Raw genomic sequence first — 18992 nt, forward strand, 5'->3', positions numbered from 1 at the left:
AAGGCAGTCGTGGATCAGCTTTGTTTCGGGTTGTCAAATCGAGTCTCGTTCAGCGGGACCGGAATGACAGCGGTGTAGTTCGCTGAATTACGTTGTGCGGATGTTCAGAGCGAGGCTCGGTGTCCGGAGCCGGATACTGGCGATCGCGCTCCTGCCGAGCCTGACTCTGCTCGTGATCGGCGTGGGTGCGGCGGGATACCTGGTCGACCAGGGCAACACCGCGAAAGACTGGGCGGCGCAGATGCAGGCCGCGATCCCCTCGACCAGGGAACTGATGGAGGCGACGCAGCAAGAACGCCACCTCACCCTGGCGCATTTGGCGGGCGACGATTCGAACGGCCCCGCGCTCACCGCGGCGCGGGTGCGGCTGGACGGCGCGCTGCGCAAGCTGCTGGAGGCCTCCGCGGGGATCCGCGCCGTGGACGACTCGAAGATCGGCGACGACCTGGCCGGGTTCAACACCCTCGCCCAACACCTGGCAGGCGTTCGCGCGCAGACGGATTCGCGCCAACTGCCGATGGCCGAGGCGTACGGCTTCTACAACCGGCTGCTCGATGTCGTCTCGGTGGGCTCGCAGGTCGCCCAGCAGTCCGCGCCCGACGCCGAGATCGGTGTGGAGATCACCGAGGGCATGCGGTTGCTCTACGCCGCCGAGGCCATGTCGCGCGGTCACGCGTTGGCCGTCGCGATGGTCACCGCGAACGGCGACCTGCCGATGCCGGTCGAGGAGTATCTGCGCCAGATCGGCTTTTACCACACCGAGATCGCGCTGCTCGCCAGCGAGATCGACATCGAACAGCGCGAGGCGGCCGCCGCGCTGACCGGCTCCGAGGCCTGGCAGCGGCTGTCCGCGATGGAGAACGCCATCGCGCGGCGCTACGTCGCGCCGGTCGAGGACGAATCGTCCACCGGCGCCGCGAGCCGTGACGAGGCCGCGCCGCTGCCGCTGTCCCCGCAGGACTGGCAGGCCGCCGCCGCGGAGATCAACCGCGGCCTGCTCGATCTGTGGATCACCCAGAACAAGCACACCCAGCGGCTGGCCGAGGAGAAGTCGTCCGATTCCGCGCTCACCTCGCTCTTCGGCGGCGGTGGCGTACTGCTGGTCAGCGTCGCCGCCATCGTGGTCGCGGTGCTGATGGCGAATCGAATCATCAAGCGGCTCAGGCGGTTGCGCGGCGAGACCCTTGCGCTGGCCGACAACCGGCTGCCCGACATGATGCGCAGGCTGCGCGCGGGCGAACAGGTCGATCCCGCCGAGGAGACGCCGCGCCTGGACTACGGCCGCGACGAGATCGGCGAAGTGGCACAGGCTTTCGAACACGCGCACGCGGCCGCGGTGTCGGCGGCGGTGGACGAGGCCCGCACCCGCGAAGGCGTCAAGGCGGTCTTCCTCAATATCGCCCACCGCAGTCAGATCGTTGTGCACCGGCAGCTGGAGATCCTGGACGAGGCCGAGGCGCGCCAGGAGGATCCGGCCCTGCTGGAGACGCTGTTCCGGCTCGACCACCTGGCGACCCGCGAGCGCCGCAACTCCGAGAACTTGATCATCCTCGGCGGCGGCCAGCCGGGCAGGCAGTGGCGCTACCCGATTCCATTGATGGATCTGGTGCGTTCGGCGGTCGGCGAGACGCTCGACTACGCGCGGGTGCGGGTGACGCGGCTGCCCGAGGTGCGCGTGCTCGGAACGGTGGTCGCCGACCTCGTGCACCTGGTCGCCGAGCTGGTGGACAACGCCACCGCGTTCTCCCCGCCGCAGTCGCGGGTGGAGATCTTCGGCAACGTCGTCGGCCGCGGTGTGGTCGTCGAGGTCAGCGACCAGGGCATGGGCATGCCCGAGGCCGAGCTCGAGCGGGTCAACGAGATGCTGCGCAACCCACCGGACTTCGGTGTCGCCACGCTCTCGGCGGATTCGCGCCTCGGACTGTTCGTCGTGGCGCAGCTGGCCGTCCGGCACGGCGTCGCGGTGCGGCTCGCGGAGTCGGATTACGGCGGCATCCGCGCCATCGTGCTCCTCCCGACCGCGCTGCTCGTCACCGACACCGCGCCCAGCGCGCCGGAGACACCGGCCGCCGATCAGGCGCGACGTCCACGGCATCCGGTGCCGTTCATCGAGGCGCCCGGAACCGAAACACCCGGCGGCGCGACCGAACCGACGGCCCCGGTACTCACCATGGACCCGCCGGCCGCACCGAAACCCGAACCGACGGAACCGGATCCGAACACCTCGGCCGCCCCGCCCGCGACCACCGCGGACGGCAGGCCGGTGCTGCCCAAGCGCAACCGCCAGGCCAATCTCGCGCCCCAACTGGCGCAGCCGTCGACCCAGGAACCCGTCGCCGAACGTGCGCGTTCCGCCGAACAGGCCCGGGATCTGATGTCCGCCATCGAGAATGGAACCCGGCAGGGTCGCCGTGCGCAGCCCGCCGACGAACAGGAAGGCGTGTAGTGACCGCTCCCAAACCCGGTGATCTCAACTGGCTGCTCGACGATCTGGTGGATCGGCTGGCCGGTGTGCGGCACGCGGTGGTGCTGTCCACCGACGGACTGCTGCTCGGCCGCTCCACCGCGATGACCCGTGACGACGCCGAACACTTCGCCGCCATGTCCTCGACCCTGTACGGACTCGCGCGCAGCGCGGGCAGCCGATTCGGCGGCGGCGGCGTGCGCCAGGCGGTCATCGAACTCGACCGCGCCGTGCTTTTCGTGACGTCCGCGGGTGACAACGCCTGCCTCGCGCTGCAAGCCTCCGAGAGCGCGAATCTCGGCATGGTGGCCTACGAGATGAACGTGACCGTCCAGCGTGTCGGCTCCTATCTGTCCACCCCCGCCCGATTGCCATGACGCGCCGGGGTGAGCCGTGGTTCGACGACGCGGCCGGACCGCTGATCCGGCCGTACGCGCTGACCCGTGGACGCACCATGGGCGCAGGTCACGATTTGGACATTGTGACGGTGGTGGTCACCGCCTCCCCCGCACCGACATTGCGCAGGCCGGAGCCCGAATACGCGGAAATCGTGCGCCTGTGCCGTGATCCGCAATCGGTCGCGGAGGTGGCGGCCAACTTGAAACTTCCCCTTGCGGTGACCAAGATTCTCGTCGGCGACCTGATCGGCGAGGGACAACTGATCTTCCGGGCTCCGGTGCAAACGGAGGCCGGCCCCGGCGATCTCAACATATTGCGAGCGGTACTGGATGGCATCAGAAAACTTTGACCCCGCCCGGCTCGATCCCGACGGGGCCCAGCACTTGGCCGCGTCGGTCAAGATCCTCATCGCCGGCGGCTTCGGCGTCGGCAAGACCACGATGGTGTCGTCGATCAGCGAGATCGCGCCGCTACGCACCGAGGAACTCATCACCGAAGTCAGCAGCGGCGTCGACGATTTGTCCGGCGTGGAGTCCAAATCGACCACCACCGTGGCGTTGGACTTCGGGCGCATCACCATCGATCGCGATCTGGTGCTGTACCTGTTCGGCACGCCGGGACAGGACCGGTTCTGGTTCCTGTGGGACGAGCTGTCCCGCGGCGCGCTAGGCGCGGTCGTGCTCGCCGACACCCGGCGCCTCGGCAATTCCTTTGCCGCCGTGGACTTCTTCGAACGCCGCGGGCTGCCGTTCATGGTCGGGGTGAACTGCTTCGACGGGGCGCCGCGCTACACCGAGGACGAGGTGCGCGACGCACTCGATCTCGACGCGGACACCCCGGTGATGCTGTGCGACGCCCGCAACCGCGAATCGGCCAAGAACGTGCTGCTTACGCTGGTGCAGCATCTCATCGAGCTGGCCGGACGCGAGCCCGTCACCACCTGAACCGCACGTCCGATGGGCGCTGCGCAGCCCGCGCATGGCCGGAGCGAAGGCGGAGGTCCGCTTACCCGGACCGCGAGCCGAGGTAGCGGCCGAGCACGCCGTCGACGGTGAGGTCTTCCAGGCAGCCGACGAGGCGGCGTTCGGTGTGCTCGCCGAGCGCCGGTGTGAGCGTCACCGCCCATGCGTCGCCGTCGGCCACCGGGCCTGCGACCACGCGCACGTGGTTGACGTGGCTGGCGCACTTGTCCCACAAGCGAAGTGCGGGTTCGGTCGACGCGCCTGCGTCCTTGGCTCGCGCGTCGAACCGCACCACCTGCGTGCTCGCCGCCGCGCCCCGATCGGTTTCGAACTTCATCTCCCGCGCCATGGCGAGCAGCACCGTCGCGAGGCAGGCCGCGCCCACGGCGACCAGCAGAATTCGGCGCATCGGATCACCGCGGCGATCGGACCAAGGGGCCGTGCAGCAGCTGCAGACGGTCCGCGCGCACCGCGATCCCGAGTCATCGGTGTTCCTCCGTTTCGATCGATGGCCGCACTTCCCCGCTGCGCCCGTCCACCTGCACCACCGCGCCGTCGGGCAGTCGCCGGGTGGCGTCGGGATAGCCGACCACCACCGGGACGCCGTACTCGCGGGCCAGAATCGCCAGATGGCTGAGCGGGCTGCCGGTTTCGGCGATCAGGCCGGACAGCCGCGGCACCACGACGGCGAGCCGAGGATCGAGATGACGGACGACAAGCACCGATCCCGCGGGCGGATGATCGCCGATGTGCACCATGCCGCGACCGACGCCGCCGCCCGCGCCGATGCCGCGGTCGGCGCGGCCGCGTCCCCTCGACACGGCGATCGGGAAACCATCGGTGGCGAGCCGGAATTCGGCGGGGAGCGCGAGCTCGTCCGGCGTCGTGCGGTCGGACAGGTCGTCCGGCAGCCGCCGGTAGCGCACGGCGGTGCGCAGTTCCTCCAGCGACAGCAGTGTCGAAGCGCCTGGGTCGTCCAGCAATCCGGTCGCGGCGAGCCGGCTGCCGAGTTCCCACGCCGCCCTTGCCCCGAGTTCTTGCACCCAGCGGGCGCGCAGCCGCAGTGCCTCCCTGGCCAGCGCGAGCTCGCCCGCGCCTTCGCCGATGGGCAGCGGGTCGGTGTCGACTTCGGGCACTCGCGGCGGCGGACCGATCCGCGGCGGGATCAGCGCGAGCACGACGGGCAATTCCTCGATCACCCGCTCCTCGGGCAGACCGGTCGCGCGTGCGGCGGCGAGCGCCGAGAGCGCCATCTCGGCCGCGGTGGGCGCGGATTCGCCCTTCCCGCCGAGCATTCCGGCCAACGCCTCGTAGCCGTGCAGCGCGGTCAGCGCGGTGCGGGCGTTGTCGAGCACCGCGAGCAGGGCGAGGTCGGTGAGTTCGGCGAGCGGCGGCACCTCGGCCAGATCCGTGTCGACACGCTCGCAGATCTGCTGCGCCAGCTCGGGCAGCGCCGCGGCGAGCCTGCCGACCCGCATGGCCGCGCCGAGCCGCCGCGCCCCCGGCCGCGGATCGAGCAGCCGCGCCAGAGTGCGGCGCGGGCGCACCACACCGAGCAGTTCGAGATCGGCGACCGCGATGCCGCGCACCGCGGTGGCGACCGGTGACTCGTGCAGCGCGCGCGGCGGCGCGGCTCCGGTCATATCGACAGCGACCCGAAGGCCGTCGGCGAGCGGCGCAAGCCACAGATCCTGCTCGAGCGGGCGCAGCGGGTCGGGAAAGGTCTCGGCAAGCGGACCTGGCCCGAGCACGGGGCCGCGCACTGGTCCGTGCAGGGCGGTGACCGGGCGGGCCTGTAGCAGGATCACCCGGCCGCGCGCGTCGATGGCCCATTCGATGTCCAGCGCACCGCCGAACACCCGCTCCGCACGCAGCGCCAGCCGAATGACCTTGCGCCGCAGCGCGTTCGGCAGCGGATCGGCGTCGGGCGTCGCGACCGAGGTGACCCGTCCGCGCCGGGTCGTTGTCGCGGTCCACCCGCCCTCGGCGCCGCCGACGACCGCGCTGGGTCCGCGGCGCGACGCGGTGATCATCATGCGGTCGGTGCGCCCGGTGACCGGGTCGGCGGTGAAGACGACGCCGCCCCAGCCCGCCGCGAGGAACGGTTGCACCAGCACCGCCATCGCGGCGTCCACGCCCGCGCCGAGGTCGGCGGGCGGCCCGGAAGCGAGCACCTCGTCGACGGCGTCCCGAAAGCCCTGCCAGTCGCGCACGTCGAGCACCGAGGTGAACAGCCCGGCCATGGACTGGTGCGCGCCGTCCTCGGCGACCGAAGAGGACCGCACCACAAGGGCTTTCGCGCCCGCACCGGACAGGCCGCGCCATTCGGCTTCGGGCGGGTCGCCGCGGTGCGACCACGCGGTGGTCAGGACGAAGCCCTCCAGCACGGGCAGGCCGTGCGCGGCCGCCGTGGCGAGGGCCGCGGCCTTGGCGCCGGTGAGCTCGGCATCGCGCGCTCGCGGATCGCGCAGGGCGACGATGCCTGGCCGGTTCGTGGTGGTTGTCGTGATGGTCATCGAACCGCCTTCGACGGAAAACAACGCTGTTTCGGGGGCCGACCGGTCGGACCTAAGGGGAGAAGGTCTCTCCACTTAGGCGTGTTTCCAGTGTTTCCCCGGAGTCCCGCGCCTGTCAAGGAATGGACGTTCGTCTTGCGAGTCGCGCAGTTCACTGCCCCGTGGCCTGGCGGTCCCCTACTGTTCACGGTACGATCCGCCGCCCGCTTCGAGTGTCCCGCGCGCACAACGTTATTCACCGGCAACGCGCTCGCGACCACGGAACGAGTGCCCCGGCAGTTCGGGGCTGTCGGGAGACCGCTCGCTGCTTCGATACTTGCCGCGAACGAAAGGAAGATCCCGAATGTCACTGTCTCCGAACATCAGAAAAGCCCTGATCACCCTCGCCGTCTCCGGCGCGTTGGTGACCTCGACCGGACTCGCCACCGCCCACGCCGCGCCGGCACCTGCACCCGCGGCTCCCGCCGCGGTCGCGGATTCCGGATCGGCCAGCGGCTCGGCCACTTACGGCCGCGACTTCGTCGAGTTCATCGTCTGTCTGCTGAAGGGTCAGTTCATGGGCTCGAAGTACCCGCTCTGCTGAGGGGGTTGTTCACACCTGGCTGAGCCAGGACAGGAAGACGAACACCCCCGCGATGGTGAAGACGAACGCCGCCGGGACCGGCCACGCCGGCCCGGCGCGTTCGAACAGCTTACGAATCAGCCGCAATTGCAACGCGCCCAGCCCGGCGAGGATGGCCAGCCAGACCGGAAGCAGCCCAACCCCGAGCGCCGCGTGCACCGCCCACGCCCCCGCCAATGTCGGCCCGCCCCAAGAGTTCTCGTAGTCGTTCGCGGCGACCAGCGGATATCCGACGCCCCGGACGAAGGCGATGGTCGCGAGGAACCCCAGAAACCAGGCCAGCAGGCCGACCCCCGCGCTCAGCACCGAATGAACCACGACCCGCACCGGCGTGATACCGCGCCGACGGATCGGCTCACGCAGCCGCCTGCGCGGCACGCGCATTCGAACCGCGACCGGCGCCGCGGCGAGCGGAAGCGCCGCCAGCGCGTAAGCGGCCCAGCGGGCGAGCGAGCGAACCGGCCTCATGATGCGACCGTATCGCGCGGACGCGGACGCCGCCCGGTCGCGCATCGCGCGCCGGGCGGCAGCTCGACAGACCCGTCCGTCCCTTCGTCAGCGCGGCCTCGCCCGCACGGCGTCGTGCGCGTCGTGAAGCAGCCCGGGCGCCAGGCTCCGATGGATGGCCGACAACCGCGTCCAGATCGGCTTGGCGATCCGCCGGTCGTAGTCGATGATCGTGGCCAGCGACAGTTGGTCGCCGTCGATGCGGATTACCAGATTGCCGGTGAGCATCCAGGAGCGCGCGGCCAACGTGATGTAGCCGTCGCCCCGATCCGCGATGTCCCAACCGGCCACATGCGCCGGTGACCGCCGCGACGCGAGGCGCATCCCCAGCAACACCCGCCAGATGAACTGCCCCTGCAACCCCGCGACGTCTTCGAAGGCCGCGCGTGCCCACTGCTCCGGCGACCACTCCGCGGCGTCGGGGGTGACGAGCGTGAACAGGTCGATGTAGTCCGGGTCGGCGACCGTCGCGAGCGCCAGAATCGCCTCGGGAATCTCGTACTGCTGGAAGACGGGCGCATCGGCGCCGCCCGCGGTCGCGCCGCTCTCGTCTCGTGACAACTCCTGCATCGTGCGGCCTCCTCCGCCCACCGGACCGTCTTATACGGCGCCGTATATAACCAGGCTAGACCTGCCATACGGTCGCGTATAGATGGTGGCGGTGTGAGGGCGGGCACGGTTCGATTCGGCGGATCGCCCCAGCGAAGCAAATCGACCCCGCCGAGCAGATGACTCGGGTACCAGGACCGGCTTCAGCGCAGCAGACCGGCAGCGGCGAGATCGTCGAAGAGCAACTGGTCGACAGGTGGCACGGAATCTCGGTCGGCGTAGCCGAACCAGGCCATCTCGTCGATCTCACTGCTGGCGGTGAGCGTGCCGCGATAGTCGGCGGTGTAGCAGCTCATGCGGACGGTCACGCCATCGGCCGGTCCGTGCACCGCCGCCTCGTAGGTGCCGACGTGCCTGGCGGTTTCGGGCACCAGCGCGACGGTGAGCTCCTCCTGGATCTCGCGCAGCAGCGTCTGGAGATCCGTCTCCGCGCCTTCCCTTTTGCCGCCGGGAATGTAGAAGATGTCCTTGCCGCGCGGTCGCGCGCACAGGATGCGACCGTCTTCGATGCGCACCCACGCGACCGTATCGATGACCGTCTCCACCCGCGCGTCCGTCACGCGCGCAGCCTATCGCGGCGGCGCGCTGCGGGCCGCGTCCTGGGCCAGCGCGGCCGGGATCAAGCTCTTGTCGCGGGCGCCGGGACCGAACACCGGCCGCAGTTCACGCCCCTGGACGCGCTCGCCGCACTCCGAGCACACCGGTTCGATCGTCGTCCGATGGCCGCAGGTGGTGTGCACCGTTTCCAGCGGCGGGCCGTCCGGCGCGGCCCATTCGTCGCCCCACTGCCGCATCGCGGTGACGACCAGCCACAGCGAACGCCCCTTCGGCGTGAGCCGGTAGTCGTGCCGCGGCGGATTCTCCTGGTACGGAACCTTTTCCAGGATCTCGTTGGCCACCAGGTGCTCGAGGCGTTGGGTAAGCACATTGCGTGCGATGCCCAGCCTGGCGCGGAAGTCGTCGAAGCGGGTCACGCCGAACAGGGCGTCGCGCACGATCAGCAGCGTCCACCATTCGCCAACCACCTCCAGGCACTGGGCCAGCGAGCAGTTCATGTCCTCGAAGCTCGTCCTGCGCATGCGGACAGCCTAGTTGGTTGCTTCAAAGAACTCACTACCCTATGGTGCGTTTCATGAAGCAACTCACTGACCGGTCGCCCGCCGAGGAGTTCGCGCTCGGCGCGACCGGCCCCGGCTCCTGGCAGGCCCGGGTGGATCGAACATGGCGGGGCTGGACCGGACCGCACGGCGGAGTGATCGCCGCACTGCTCGTCGAGGTGGCTCGACGCGCGGGCGGCGACGAACTTCCGGTGCGCGCCGTCGATCTGCGTTTCCTCGGCAGGCCTGTCGACGGCGTATTCACCTTCTCTGCCACCGTGCGGCCGCTCGGGCGGAGTACCGCGATCGTCGACGTGGTCGCGCGCCAGGAATCGGGCGAGGTCGCCGCCGCCTCGATCACGCTCGGCCGCACCGCGCCGAGCTCGGTACCGGACCGCACCGAACGTCCCGCTCCCGAGGTCGCCGCTGCCGATGCCTGCGCGGCGTTCCGATTGCCGCCCGAAATCGTCCCCGTCGGAGCGCATTTCGAGATTCGGCCCGCCGCGGGACCGCTGCCGTTGACCGGCACGGCGCAGGCGTGGATGTGCGCGTGGGTCGCCATGAATCCGCCGATGATCATCGATGCGGCCACCCTCGCGATCCTGGCCGACGCGCTGCCGCCCGGCATCTTCCCCACCCTGTCCGCTCCGATCGCCGTCCCGACGGTCGCGTTCTCGATGCACCTGCACACCGACTTCGCCTCGCCCGCCGGGCAGCCGGTGTTGGTGCGCGCCGCGAACACCGGCACCGGCGGCGGCTGGTCGGTGGACGACATCGACATCTGGGACCCGACCGGGCGGCTGCTTGTCTCGGCCAGGCAGACCCGCCGAGTTCTCGGCTGAAGCGGAGGAACCTGTGAAAACCATTGCGCCCGCCTCGGAACGGCCCGCGGGCGATCCTCGGCTCGTGCTCGGCATCGTGTCGGTCGGCGTCCTGCTGTCGAGCCTGGATCTGTTCATCGTCAACGTGGCGCTGCCAGATATGGCGCGTGAGTTCGGCGGTGCCGAACTCGCCGGACTGTCCTGGGTCCTGAACGCCTACGCCATCGTGTTCGCGGCGCTGCTGGTGCCCGCGGGACGTCTGGGCGACCGCGGCAGCAATCGGACCACCTTCCTGCTCGGCTTGGCCGTGTTCGTGCTCGGTTCCGCGGCGTGCGCGGCCGCCTGGAATGTGGCCTCACTGGTGGCTTTTCGGGTGTTGCAGGCGGTCGGCGGGGCCATGCTCACGCCCTCGTCGCTCGGCCTGGTGCTCTCGGCGACACCGCCCGAGCGGCGGGCCACGGCGGTGCGCCTGTGGGTGGCGTTCGGCGGACTCGGCGCGGCGCTGGGTCCGGTCGTCGGCGGGCTGCTCGTCGAGATCGATTGGCGCTGGGTGTTTCTGGTGAACGTACCGATCGGGCTCGTCGCCCTCGCCGCCGGTCTGCGCAGGTTGCCCGATCCGCGCGGCGACGGTGGCGCGCTGCCGGATCTGTTCGGCGCGGTCGCGTTGGTCGGGGCGACCGCCGCGCTGGTGCTCGGACTGGTGCAGGGCGAGCAATGGGGATGGGCATCGCCGCAGGTGCTTGGCGTTTTCGCCGCCGCGGTGGTGTTCGGTGTCGCCTTTGCCGTCTCCTCGGCGCGCCACCGCAGTCCGGTCGTCGACGCCGGGTTGTTGCGCGCCCCGAATTTCGCGCTGATGGCGGCCAATTCGGTGCTGTTCCAGGTGGCGTTCGCGGGCATGCTGCTGTCGGTGGTGCTGTGGGCGCAGAACGTGTGGGGGTGGTCGGCGCTGCGCACCGGGCTCGCCATCGCGCCGGGGCCGCTGGTGGTGCCGATCGTCGCGGTCCTGGCGGGCAGGCTGATCGTGCGCGTCGGGGCGGGTCCCGTGATCGCCGCGGGCGGTGTGGCTTTCGCCGCTGGCATGGTGTGGTGGGCGCGCGCGATCGAGCTCGCGCCGGACTATCCCGCTGGTCTGCTTCCCGGCATGGTCGTCAGCGGCCTCGGCGTCGGCCTGACGCTGCCGACCGCGTTCGCGGCGGGCACCGCCTGCATACCGCCGCAACGGTTCGCCACCGGGTCGGCGGTGTTGAGCATGGCGCGCCAGATCGGATTGGCCGTCGGTGTCGCCGTCCTCGTCGCGGTCCTCGGCTCGCCGGACGACCCGCTCGCGACTTTGGACGCCTTCCGTCGCGGGTGGTACGTCGTGGCTGGGATCGCGCTCGCCGCGGGTCTCGTCGGACTCGGCGTCAAGATGCCGCGTCCGGTGCCGGACGCTCCCGTGCTCGAAACGGCACGGCCGTAGCGAACGTTCGCTGCCCGGCACGCCGAAATGCCGGGCAGCGAACGTTTTCGTCAGCGGCTCAGTCGCTGGAAGCGGCGCACCGCGAGCGGCAGGAAGATCGCCGTCAGCACCACCGGCCACACCACCGCCATCAGCACCGCGTGCTGTTCGATCCACGAATCACCGCTGCCCACCGGCGTTCCGAACAGTTCGCGGGTGGCGGCCACGGTCGAGGAGATCGGATTCCACGCCGCGATGTGCCCGAGCCAGTTCGGCATCAGCTGCGGGGCGACGAAGATGCTGGAGATCATCGTCAGCGGGAACGCGACGGCGAACAGCCCGCCCGCCGCCTCCGGGTTCGGCACGATCAGCCCGAGCCAGACGCCGAGCCAGATCAGGGCGAACCGCAGCCACAGCAGCAGCGCGAACGAGGCCGCCGCGCCGAGGATTCCGCCGTCCGGCCGCCAGCCGATCGCATAGGCGGTGATCATCAGGATGGTCAGCTCGGCGCAGGCCACGATCAGATCGGTGACGCCGCGTCCCGAGACCACCGCCGAAGGCGACATCGGCATGGAGCGGAATCGGTCGATGACGCCATTGGTGGCGTCGTAGACGACGAGTGTCGCGGTGTTGATGAAGCCGAACGCCATCGTCATCGCGAACATGCCAGGCATCAGGAAGTCTCGGTAGTCGCCGCCGCCGGGCACCGTCATGGCGCTGCCGAAGACGTAGCCGTAGAGCAGCACCGACAGGATAGGGAAACCGAGCTGCCATGCGATGTTCACCGGCTGACGCTGATAGTGAGTCAGCCCGCGCCGCACCACATTCCAGCAGTCGGCGAGCGCCCAGTAGGCGCGGGAGCGGGTCTGCACCAGATCGATCGTGGTCATCAGGCGGCCTCCTCTGCGGTCGTGCGGTGTCCGGTCAGCTGCAGGAACACGTCGTCGAGGCTCGGCCGACGCAGGCCGATGTCCTCGACCGCGATGCCCTCGTCCTGCAGGGTGCGCGCCACGTCGGTGAGCGCGGCGACGCGGTCGGTCACCGGCGCGTACACCCGGCGCTCGGCGTCGTCGGTGTCGGGCTCGCCGGTGCAGACCCTGGCGAGCACCTTGGCAACCAGCGGCAGATCGGCCGCCTCCGTGGCGACCACCTCGATCAGGTCGCCGCCGACGGTGTTCTTCAGGCCGTCCGGGGTGTCGTCGGCGATCGCGCGACCCTGATCGATGACCGTGATCCGGGAGGCGAGCCGGTCGGCTTCCTCGAGGTACTGCGTGGTGAGCAGCACGGTGGTGCCGTCGGCGACCAACGCGCGCACCGACTCCCACACCTCCCCACGGCTGCGCGGATCCAGTCCGGTGGTCGGCTCGTCCAGGAACAGCACGTCCGGGGCCAGGATCATCGAGGCGGCCAGATCGAGCCTGCGGCGCATGCCGCCGCTGTACTTGCCGACGCCGCGGTCGGCGGCGTCGACGAGATCGAAGCGCTCGAGCAGTTCGTCGGCCCGCTGCTTGGCCCTGCGCCCGCCGAGATGGAACAGCCTGCCGAACATCTCGAGGTTCTGTCGTCCGGTGAGCACCTCGTCGACGGCGGCGTACTGGCCCGTCAGCCCGATGCGCGCCCTGACCTCCCTTGGTTGCCGCACGACGTCGAGTCCGGCCACCGTCGCGTGGCCGTCGTCGAGCCGGATCAGGGTGGACAAGATGCGCACGGCGGTCGTCTTGCCCGCACCGTTCGGGCCGAGCAGGCCGTGCACCGTGCCGCGTCGCACGGTGAGCTCGAAGCCGTCGAGCGCGTTCTTGTCCCCGTACCTCTTGCGCAAGCCCTCGGCCCGCACCGCGTAGTCGTTCACCGCATCCTCCCTGTCGAACCCTTAACTGGGTACGTTGTACCCGAATTAGAGTACAACGTACCCAGTTCTGCGCCAAGCGTTTAATCTGAAGTCATGACGACCACCGAGACCAGCGGCAGCGGCGACCTCGCGCGCACACTCGACCTGCTCTGGGACACCGGCCACCGGCCGAGTCGCGGGCCCAAACCCACGCTGACACTGGATCGAATCGTCGAGGCCGCGATTCGCGTGGCCGATGCGGAAGGCTTGGCCGCGGTCACCATGCGGCGGGTCGCCACCGAATTGGGCACCGGAACGATGTCGCTGTACCGGTACCTGCCCGGCAAGGCCGAACTGCTCGACCTGATGCTCGACCGGGTGCAGCAACCGCAGGAGACCGCGGCCCCGCCGGACGGCTGGCGCGCGATGCTGCGGGAGTACGCGTACGAGATGCTCGAGATGTACCGCCGTCATCCCTGGCTGATCCAGGTCAACCAGACTCGACCGGTCCTCGGCCCCGGCGCCCTGGCGGGCATGGAACACCTCGTCGGCGGGATCAAGCCGATGGGCCTTTCCGATCCCGAACTGATCTCGGTCCTGGTGATGATCTCCGGCTACGTCTGGGGCGTCGCCCGCACCCAGATGTTCGCGGAGGAGGCCGAACGCACCACGGGCATGACCGACGCCGAGTTCTGGGAAGCCCAATCCCCCGCTCTCGAAAAGGCCATGGCCACCGGTAACTACCCCGTCATGGCGTCACTCTCCGAATCGGCCTTCGACTCCTCCTTCGACCACTTCGACTTCGGCCTCGAGCGCATCCTCGACGGATTGGAAGTCTTCGTCGCCAAGCGCGGGTAGGCGGTCGTCGGCGGTTTCGGTTCGCCCGGGGCGAACCGACCAGGGAACCCGAGCGGGTCCTAGCGACGACTGACCGTGTGGCTGCCTGCTCTCAGACAGCCCGCACTGTTACCGCGTCCAGACCGGCCGCGCGGGAAACGCGGTCGGCGGCCTCGTCGAGGTTCTTCGGGAGCGGTGCGCTGTCGAACATGCTGATGCGGATTTCGGTTCCGTCGAGTTCCCAGGTGCCCGCGATTCGGCCGTCCACCACGACGATTGGGGCGATCCAGCCCGCGGTCTTGCTCACGAGTGACCGATGCGCCGTCGGCAGCAGTTCGGTGTCTCCGGTGCCCGGGCCGAGGACGTACTGGTCGAAGGGGCCGAGCAGATGCACCGACGGGGTTGGCTCGGTCGCGGCGAGTTCGTCGGCGTGTTCGGTGCGGATGTAGCCCGTTCGGCCCTCGACCTCCACCTTCGTCAGCGCGTCGCCCAGCTCGGCGAACCAGCCTCGCACGGTGGTCTTGCGGAGGCTGTTGCGACTGAGCCAGGCGTCGAAGGTCTCCGGTGCGGCGGGGCCGTAGGCGCCGAGGTAGGCGGTGATCGCGGCGGGCGCGGCGACCTCGGGCTCGGCGAGCCCCGGCCAGTCCGCGACGAGTCGCGCCGGACTGGTGAAGGTGACTTTGTTGCCGCGCGCAGGTCCGTGACAGAGCGCGCCTTGCCAGGCCAGCGGCTTGAGCAGCGCGCCCCAGCCCGAGCGCAGCTCCTCCCCCAGCTTGTGGAAGGCCCGGTCGGCGAGCAGCGCCTCGACCAGCTCTTCGCGGGTGAGTTCGGCGTCGGCCAGAATCCCGCCCACCGCCTCGGTCAGCGCGGCGACCTCCGCGGGCGTCGCACCGAAAGTGCGCTGCCACGAAGGCTTCTCCCAGGTGCGGGCGGACGCGATGAGCGGAAGCACGGCGGCGGCGCCCGCGGGCGTCATGGCGTGCAGGGTGCCGCGCATGGCCCAGGTCTTGATCAGCGAGCCGTTCGCCAGCGCGGCCACCACCGCCCCGTCCTCGGGCTCGGCGCTGCGCAGCGCGACCGCCGTTTCCGCCGCGGAGGTGACCTGCGCTTGTACGCCGCACAGGCGACCGACGAGCTCGGGCACGGACGCCGCGGTGGGCCGCGCGACATGGTGGCGGGCGAGCCGCCAGGCGAAAACCTGATCCCAGGTGACGCGCACCCGATCCTCCTGTGTCAGCCGATGATCGTGCCGCACGCTACACCGGGGCTCCGACAAGCGCGCCACGTGCGGACTCGGTCAGTTGATCATCGTGCTGCAGAACAGGATTCCGACGGCGATCTCGAACAGCCCGATGACGGTGGCCGCGATGACGCCGAGCAGCGCGGTGCGGTTGGTCGCGCGGTGCACGCCGCGCACCGGGTCGACGAGTCGTTCGGCGCGGGCCAACACCGCGGTTCCCGCCGCGCCGAGCGCGCCCACCGGTATCGGGGCGCCCGCGCCGACGAGGGCGAGCAGCCCGCCGAGCAGGGGTTCGCGGCCGTGGACGCGGGCCGCGCGATCGTCGGCGCACATCTCGAGCAGCCTGCCGATCTCCACGCTGCCCTCGGTGAGCAGCCGCAGTCCGGGCAGGGTGGTCGCCATCGCGCGCAGCGTGGCGGTGAGCGCGGCGTGGCGGCCGCGCAGGTGGGCGTGTTCGTGGGCGAGCACCGCGGCCAGCTGGTCGCGGGTCAGCGCGTCGAGCGCGGCGCTGGTGACGACGATGGTCTCGGGCCGGCCCGCGACGCAATAGGCTTGCGGCTCCGGCGAATCCAGCACGACCGCACCGACACCGGGCAACTCACGGCCGACCATCCGCACGGCGCGCCCGTGCGCGAACGTACGGCGTCGCAGCCGCAGCGCGACCCGCGCGGCCTGCAACGACACCGCGGCGACACCGGAGGCGAGCACCGCCGCCAACGAATAGGTGGCGAGCTGGGCGGCCCAGCCGTGCATGTGCAGCGGGAAGGACAGCACCGAATAGCAGGCGCGCAGCGCCTCGCTCGGATGCCGCCAATAGGTGGCGAACTCGACGACCAGCAGGCCGGCCGCGAGCACCCAGGCGCCGAGCGCACCGGCGATGGCGACCAGCCAGGCCAGCACCCCCAGCCGCGGCGCGACGCCGCGGCGGGTGAGCCGGTGCAGCACCGGCGGTCCGAAGACCGCGACGGTGCTGCCGTAGGCCATCAGGCACAGCGCGACGTTCACGGGGCCTCGGGGGTTCTGCGCGTGGTCAGTCGTCGCAGCGCCGCACGCAGACCCGCCGACTCCTCGGCGCTGATCCGGTCCACGAAATGGCTGAGCACCAGATCGGAGCGACCGCCGGAGCCGAGCGCCTCGAGCATCAGCCGGGCACTGTGCTCCTCGCGGGTCAGCGTCGGCCAGTACCGGTAGGCCTTGCCCGCCCGCTCCCGCGCCAGCCATCCTTTGCGGTGCAGGTTGTCCATGGTGGACATCACCGTGGTGTACGCGATGCCGCGCTCGGCGGAGAGTTCCTCGAAAATCTCCCGTACCGTCGTGAACTCCGCGTCTCTGTCCCAGATGCGGTCCATGATCACCGCCTCCAGGTCTCCGAATCCGCGCACCGTACCGACTCCCTCATCGTCGTCCGATCTACTGTCGCGCAAAGAGTACCGAGAATCGGCCTTGTCTACGGAGTCGAACCGTAGATCGATGCGGATCGTCGCCGCGTATGCGAACATATGTTCGTGTCCGATCGCCGCGCCTCCCCCGTCGTCGCGCCACCGCGCGGCCGGGAACGCCCGCGCATCGAGGCGCGGGCCGAGGCCTCGATCCTGCACGCCGACCTGGACTCCTTCTACGCCTCGGTCGAACAGCGCGACGATCCACGATTGCGCGGCAAGCCGGTGATCGTGGGCGGCGGTGTCGTCCTCGCGGCGTCCTACGAGGCCAAGGCGTTCGGCGTGCGCACCCCGATGAACGGCGCCCAAGCGCGGCGGCTGTGCCCGAACGCGATCGTGGTGCCCCCGCGCATGAGCGCCTATTCCGAGGCGAGCAAGGCGGTGTTCGAGGTCTTCCGCGACACCACGCCGGTGGTCGAAGGCATCTCGATCGACGAGGCGTTCCTCGACGTCGGCGGGTTACGCCGGATCGCGGGCCAGCCGCTCGACATCGCCCAGCGGTTGCGGGCGCGAGTGCGCGACGAAGTGGGTCTGCCGATCTCGGTCGGCATCGCGCGCACGAAGTTCCTCGCCAAGGTCGCCAGCGCGGTCGCCAAGCCCGACGGACTGCGCCTGGTGCCGCCGTCGGCCGAGCTCGACTTCCTGCATCCGCTTCCGGTCGAAAGGCTGTGGGGCGTCGGCGATGTCACCGCCCGCACGCTGCACGAGCACGGCGTCACCAGGATCGGGCAGCTGGCCGATCTCGGCGAGAACGCGCTGCGCGGCTTCCTCGGTCCCGCGGCCGCCCGCCACTTGTACGCGCTGTCGATGGCCAGGGATCCGCGCCGGGTGGAGACCGGTCGCCGCCGTCGCTCCATCGGCGCGCAACGCGCCCTCGGCCGCCGCGCCCGCCCCGCCGACGAGATCGAGGCCTACCTGCACGGGCTCACCGACCGCCTCGGCCGCAGGCTGCGCACCGCCGACCGGGTCTGCCGAACGGTCGTGCTGCGCATGCGTTTCGACGATTTCAGCCGCGCCACCCGATCCCGCACGCTGCCCGAGGCCACCGACCACACCGACACCCTGCTACGCACCGCGCGGGGGCTGCTCGCCGACGCGATGCCGATGATCGAGGAGCGCGGGCTCACCCTGATCGGCCTCGCGCTGACCAACCTCGACGACGCGGACGCGGTCCAGCTCACCCTGCCGCTGGAGGCACGCGCCACCAACACCCTCGACGCCACCCTGGACGATCTGCGTTCCCGCTTCGGCTCGGCCGCCGTCACCCGCGCGGCGCTGATCAACCGCGGCGAGGGCCTTTCGGTGCCGCTGCTACCGGATTGAATCAGCGACTTCGCTTGGGCCGCTTGTCCATCAACCGCAGGATCAACGGCGTGAAGATCAGCTGCATCGCCAACTCCATCTTCCCGCCGGGCACCACGATGCAGTTCGGCCGCGACATGAACGAATCGTGCAGCATCGACAGGAGATACGGAAAATCGATGACCTTCGGATCGGCGAAACGGATCACCACGAAGCTCTCGTCGGCGGTCGGAATGGTGCGGGCGGTGAACGGATTCGAGGTGTCCACGGTGGGCACCCGCTGAAAGTTGACGTAGGTGCGGGAGAACTGCGGGCAGATGTAGGTCACGTAGTCCGGCATGCGACGCAGGATGGTGTCGATCACGGCCTCGCTGGAGTAGCCGCGCAGGGTCTTGTCGCGAATGACCTTTTGGATCCACTCCAGATTGATGATCGGCACCACCCCGACCAGCAGGTCGGTGTACTGCGCGACGTCCACCGTCGAGGTGACCGCGGCGCCGTGCAGACCCTCGTAGAACAGCAGATCGCTGCCGGGAGCGAGTTCTTCCCACGGGGTGAAGGTGCCAGGCGGCTGACCGTACGGCTTGGCCTCGGCATCGTCGTGCAGGTAACGGCGCACGGTCCCGACGCCGGTCTCGCCGTAGTCGCGGAACAGCGACTCGAGCTCCTTCAGCAGATTCGCTTCCTCGCCGAAATGCGAGAACCGCACATTGCGGTTCTGCTCGGCCTCGGCCATCGCCAGCTTCATCTCGTTGCGGTCGAAGCGGTGGAAGGAATCGCCCTCCACGATCGCCGCGTTGATCCCCTCGCGGCGGAAGATCTCCTGAAAGGTCCTGGTGACGCTGGTCGTGCCCGCACCGGACGAACCGGTGATCGCGACCACGGGATGTTTGACCGACATGGCCCCTCCT

Annotated in this window: 21 protein-coding genes; 9 read left to right on the forward strand and 12 right to left on the reverse strand. The window is 70.1% G+C overall.

The features are described 5' to 3' along the window. Nucleotides 1–100: 100 nt before the first annotated feature. Genes NAM01S_RS00820 through NAM01S_RS00835 form a run of 4 tightly spaced genes read left to right on the forward strand, consistent with a single transcriptional unit; the run spans nucleotide 101 to nucleotide 3807 of the window. Nucleotides 101–2446: a sensor histidine kinase gene (locus tag NAM01S_RS00820; RefSeq protein ID WP_067778062.1), complete on the forward strand. Its 2346-nt coding sequence runs from the start codon at nucleotides 101–103 to the stop codon at nucleotides 2444–2446. Further along, entirely contained in the window at nucleotides 2446–2841 is a 396-nt protein-coding gene (locus tag NAM01S_RS00825) for a roadblock/LC7 domain-containing protein (protein ID WP_067778063.1), read from the forward strand. Before NAM01S_RS00820 ends, NAM01S_RS00825 begins: the two co-directional genes overlap by 1 nt. Further along, nucleotides 2838–3212, forward strand: a complete 375-nt coding sequence (locus tag NAM01S_RS00830; RefSeq protein ID WP_067778064.1) for a DUF742 domain-containing protein — start codon at nucleotides 2838–2840, stop codon at nucleotides 3210–3212. The genes NAM01S_RS00825 and NAM01S_RS00830 overlap by 4 nt, the downstream gene beginning before the upstream one ends. Then, nucleotides 3193–3807 carry a GTP-binding protein gene (locus NAM01S_RS00835; RefSeq protein WP_067778065.1) on the forward strand — a complete coding sequence of 205 codons (615 nt, stop codon included), beginning with the start codon at nucleotides 3193–3195 and terminating at the stop codon, nucleotides 3805–3807. The genes NAM01S_RS00830 and NAM01S_RS00835 overlap by 20 nt, the downstream gene beginning before the upstream one ends. A 61-nt stretch (nucleotides 3808–3868) precedes the next feature. Here the strand turns inward: NAM01S_RS00835 and NAM01S_RS00840 are convergent, their stop codons facing one another. Both NAM01S_RS00840 and NAM01S_RS00845 read right to left on the reverse strand, forming a co-directional pair. Continuing rightward, nucleotides 3869–4234 (reverse strand): hypothetical protein, encoded by a 366-nt coding sequence (locus NAM01S_RS00840; RefSeq protein ID WP_067778066.1) that lies wholly within the window; start codon nucleotides 4232–4234, stop codon nucleotides 3869–3871. A 73-nt stretch (nucleotides 4235–4307) separates the two neighbouring features. Then, nucleotides 4308–6341: a PEP/pyruvate-binding domain-containing protein gene (locus NAM01S_RS00845; RefSeq protein ID WP_067778067.1), complete on the reverse strand. Its 2034-nt coding sequence runs from the start codon at nucleotides 6339–6341 to the stop codon at nucleotides 4308–4310. Nucleotides 6342–6684: 343 nt separating this feature from the next. Here NAM01S_RS00845 and NAM01S_RS00850 point away from each other — a divergent pair, with 343 nt between their 5' ends. After that, nucleotides 6685–6924 carry a hypothetical protein gene (locus NAM01S_RS00850; protein ID WP_067778068.1) on the forward strand — a complete coding sequence of 80 codons (240 nt, stop codon included), beginning with the start codon at nucleotides 6685–6687 and terminating at the stop codon, nucleotides 6922–6924. 9 nt (nucleotides 6925–6933) lie between these two features. Here the strand turns inward: NAM01S_RS00850 and NAM01S_RS00855 are convergent, their stop codons facing one another. The 4 genes from NAM01S_RS00855 to NAM01S_RS00870 all read right to left on the reverse strand — a co-directional run bounded on the left by NAM01S_RS00855 (nucleotide 6934) and on the right by NAM01S_RS00870 (nucleotide 9158). Beyond that, entirely contained in the window at nucleotides 6934–7431 is a 498-nt protein-coding gene (locus tag NAM01S_RS00855; RefSeq protein ID WP_067778320.1) for a hypothetical protein, read from the reverse strand. 87 nt (nucleotides 7432–7518) lie between these two features. Then, entirely contained in the window at nucleotides 7519–8040 is a 522-nt protein-coding gene (locus tag NAM01S_RS00860; RefSeq protein ID WP_067778069.1) for a hypothetical protein, read from the reverse strand. Nucleotides 8041–8222: 182 nt separating this feature from the next. Further along, nucleotides 8223–8639 carry an NUDIX hydrolase gene (locus tag NAM01S_RS00865; RefSeq protein WP_084482235.1) on the reverse strand — a complete coding sequence of 139 codons (417 nt, stop codon included), beginning with the start codon at nucleotides 8637–8639 and terminating at the stop codon, nucleotides 8223–8225. A gap of 9 nt (nucleotides 8640–8648) precedes the next feature. Then, the gene (locus NAM01S_RS00870; protein WP_067778070.1) at nucleotides 8649–9158 is read right to left on the reverse strand and encodes a winged helix-turn-helix transcriptional regulator; all 510 of its coding nucleotides are present in this window, start codon (nucleotides 9156–9158) and stop codon (nucleotides 8649–8651) included. A gap of 53 nt (nucleotides 9159–9211) precedes the next feature. Between NAM01S_RS00870 and NAM01S_RS00875 the strand changes: the two genes are divergently transcribed. Both NAM01S_RS00875 and NAM01S_RS00880 read left to right on the forward strand, forming a co-directional pair. Continuing rightward, nucleotides 9212–10018 carry an acyl-CoA thioesterase gene (locus tag NAM01S_RS00875; protein ID WP_067778322.1) on the forward strand — a complete coding sequence of 269 codons (807 nt, stop codon included), beginning with the start codon at nucleotides 9212–9214 and terminating at the stop codon, nucleotides 10016–10018. A 13-nt stretch (nucleotides 10019–10031) separates the two neighbouring features. After that, nucleotides 10032–11456 (forward strand): MFS transporter, encoded by a 1425-nt coding sequence (locus NAM01S_RS00880; protein WP_253798091.1) that lies wholly within the window; start codon nucleotides 10032–10034, stop codon nucleotides 11454–11456. Nucleotides 11457–11506: 50 nt separating this feature from the next. On the opposite strand, the gene NAM01S_RS00885 is transcribed toward NAM01S_RS00880, so the two are convergent. Together NAM01S_RS00885 and NAM01S_RS00890 are read right to left on the reverse strand one after the other, a co-directional pair. Then, a complete protein-coding gene (locus tag NAM01S_RS00885) occupies nucleotides 11507–12325 on the reverse strand; it encodes an ABC transporter permease (protein ID WP_067778071.1) in 819 nt (272 codons plus the stop codon). Continuing rightward, nucleotides 12325–13284, reverse strand: coding sequence for an ATP-binding cassette domain-containing protein (locus NAM01S_RS00890; protein WP_067778072.1), 960 nt, complete (start codon nucleotides 13282–13284; stop codon nucleotides 12325–12327). Before NAM01S_RS00890 ends, NAM01S_RS00885 begins: the two co-directional genes overlap by 1 nt. 93 nt (nucleotides 13285–13377) lie before the next feature. On the opposite strand from NAM01S_RS00890, the gene NAM01S_RS00895 reads away from it, so the two are divergent. Next, entirely contained in the window at nucleotides 13378–14121 is a 744-nt protein-coding gene (locus tag NAM01S_RS00895; protein WP_067778073.1) for a TetR/AcrR family transcriptional regulator, read from the forward strand. A gap of 91 nt (nucleotides 14122–14212) precedes the next feature. On the opposite strand, the gene NAM01S_RS00900 is transcribed toward NAM01S_RS00895, so the two are convergent. The 3 genes from NAM01S_RS00900 to NAM01S_RS00910 all read right to left on the reverse strand — a co-directional run bounded on the left by NAM01S_RS00900 (nucleotide 14213) and on the right by NAM01S_RS00910 (nucleotide 16722). Then, nucleotides 14213–15319, reverse strand: a complete 1107-nt coding sequence (locus NAM01S_RS00900) for a winged helix DNA-binding domain-containing protein (RefSeq protein WP_067778325.1) — start codon at nucleotides 15317–15319, stop codon at nucleotides 14213–14215. A gap of 78 nt (nucleotides 15320–15397) precedes the next feature. Then, nucleotides 15398–16345, reverse strand: a complete 948-nt coding sequence (locus NAM01S_RS00905) for a M56 family metallopeptidase (RefSeq protein ID WP_067778074.1) — start codon at nucleotides 16343–16345, stop codon at nucleotides 15398–15400. Beyond that, on the reverse strand, nucleotides 16342–16722 hold the full coding sequence (locus NAM01S_RS00910) for a BlaI/MecI/CopY family transcriptional regulator (protein WP_255284281.1): 381 nt from the start codon (nucleotides 16720–16722) through the stop codon (nucleotides 16342–16344). Before NAM01S_RS00910 ends, NAM01S_RS00905 begins: the two co-directional genes overlap by 4 nt. A 117-nt stretch (nucleotides 16723–16839) precedes the next feature. On the opposite strand from NAM01S_RS00910, the gene dinB reads away from it, so the two are divergent. Then, nucleotides 16840–18102, forward strand: coding sequence for a DNA polymerase IV (gene dinB, locus NAM01S_RS00915; RefSeq protein ID WP_084482239.1), 1263 nt, complete (start codon nucleotides 16840–16842; stop codon nucleotides 18100–18102). Nucleotide 18103: 1 nt separating this feature from the next. Here the strand turns inward: dinB and NAM01S_RS00920 are convergent, their stop codons facing one another. Beyond that, complete coding sequence (locus NAM01S_RS00920) at nucleotides 18104–18982, reverse strand: phosphoribulokinase (RefSeq protein ID WP_067778075.1); 879 nt, start codon at nucleotides 18980–18982, stop codon at nucleotides 18104–18106. Nucleotides 18983–18992 lie beyond the last annotated feature (10 nt).

Source organism: Nocardia amikacinitolerans NBRC 108937 (genome assembly GCF_001612615.1).
GTDB lineage: Bacteria > Actinomycetota > Actinomycetes > Mycobacteriales > Mycobacteriaceae > Nocardia > Nocardia amikacinitolerans.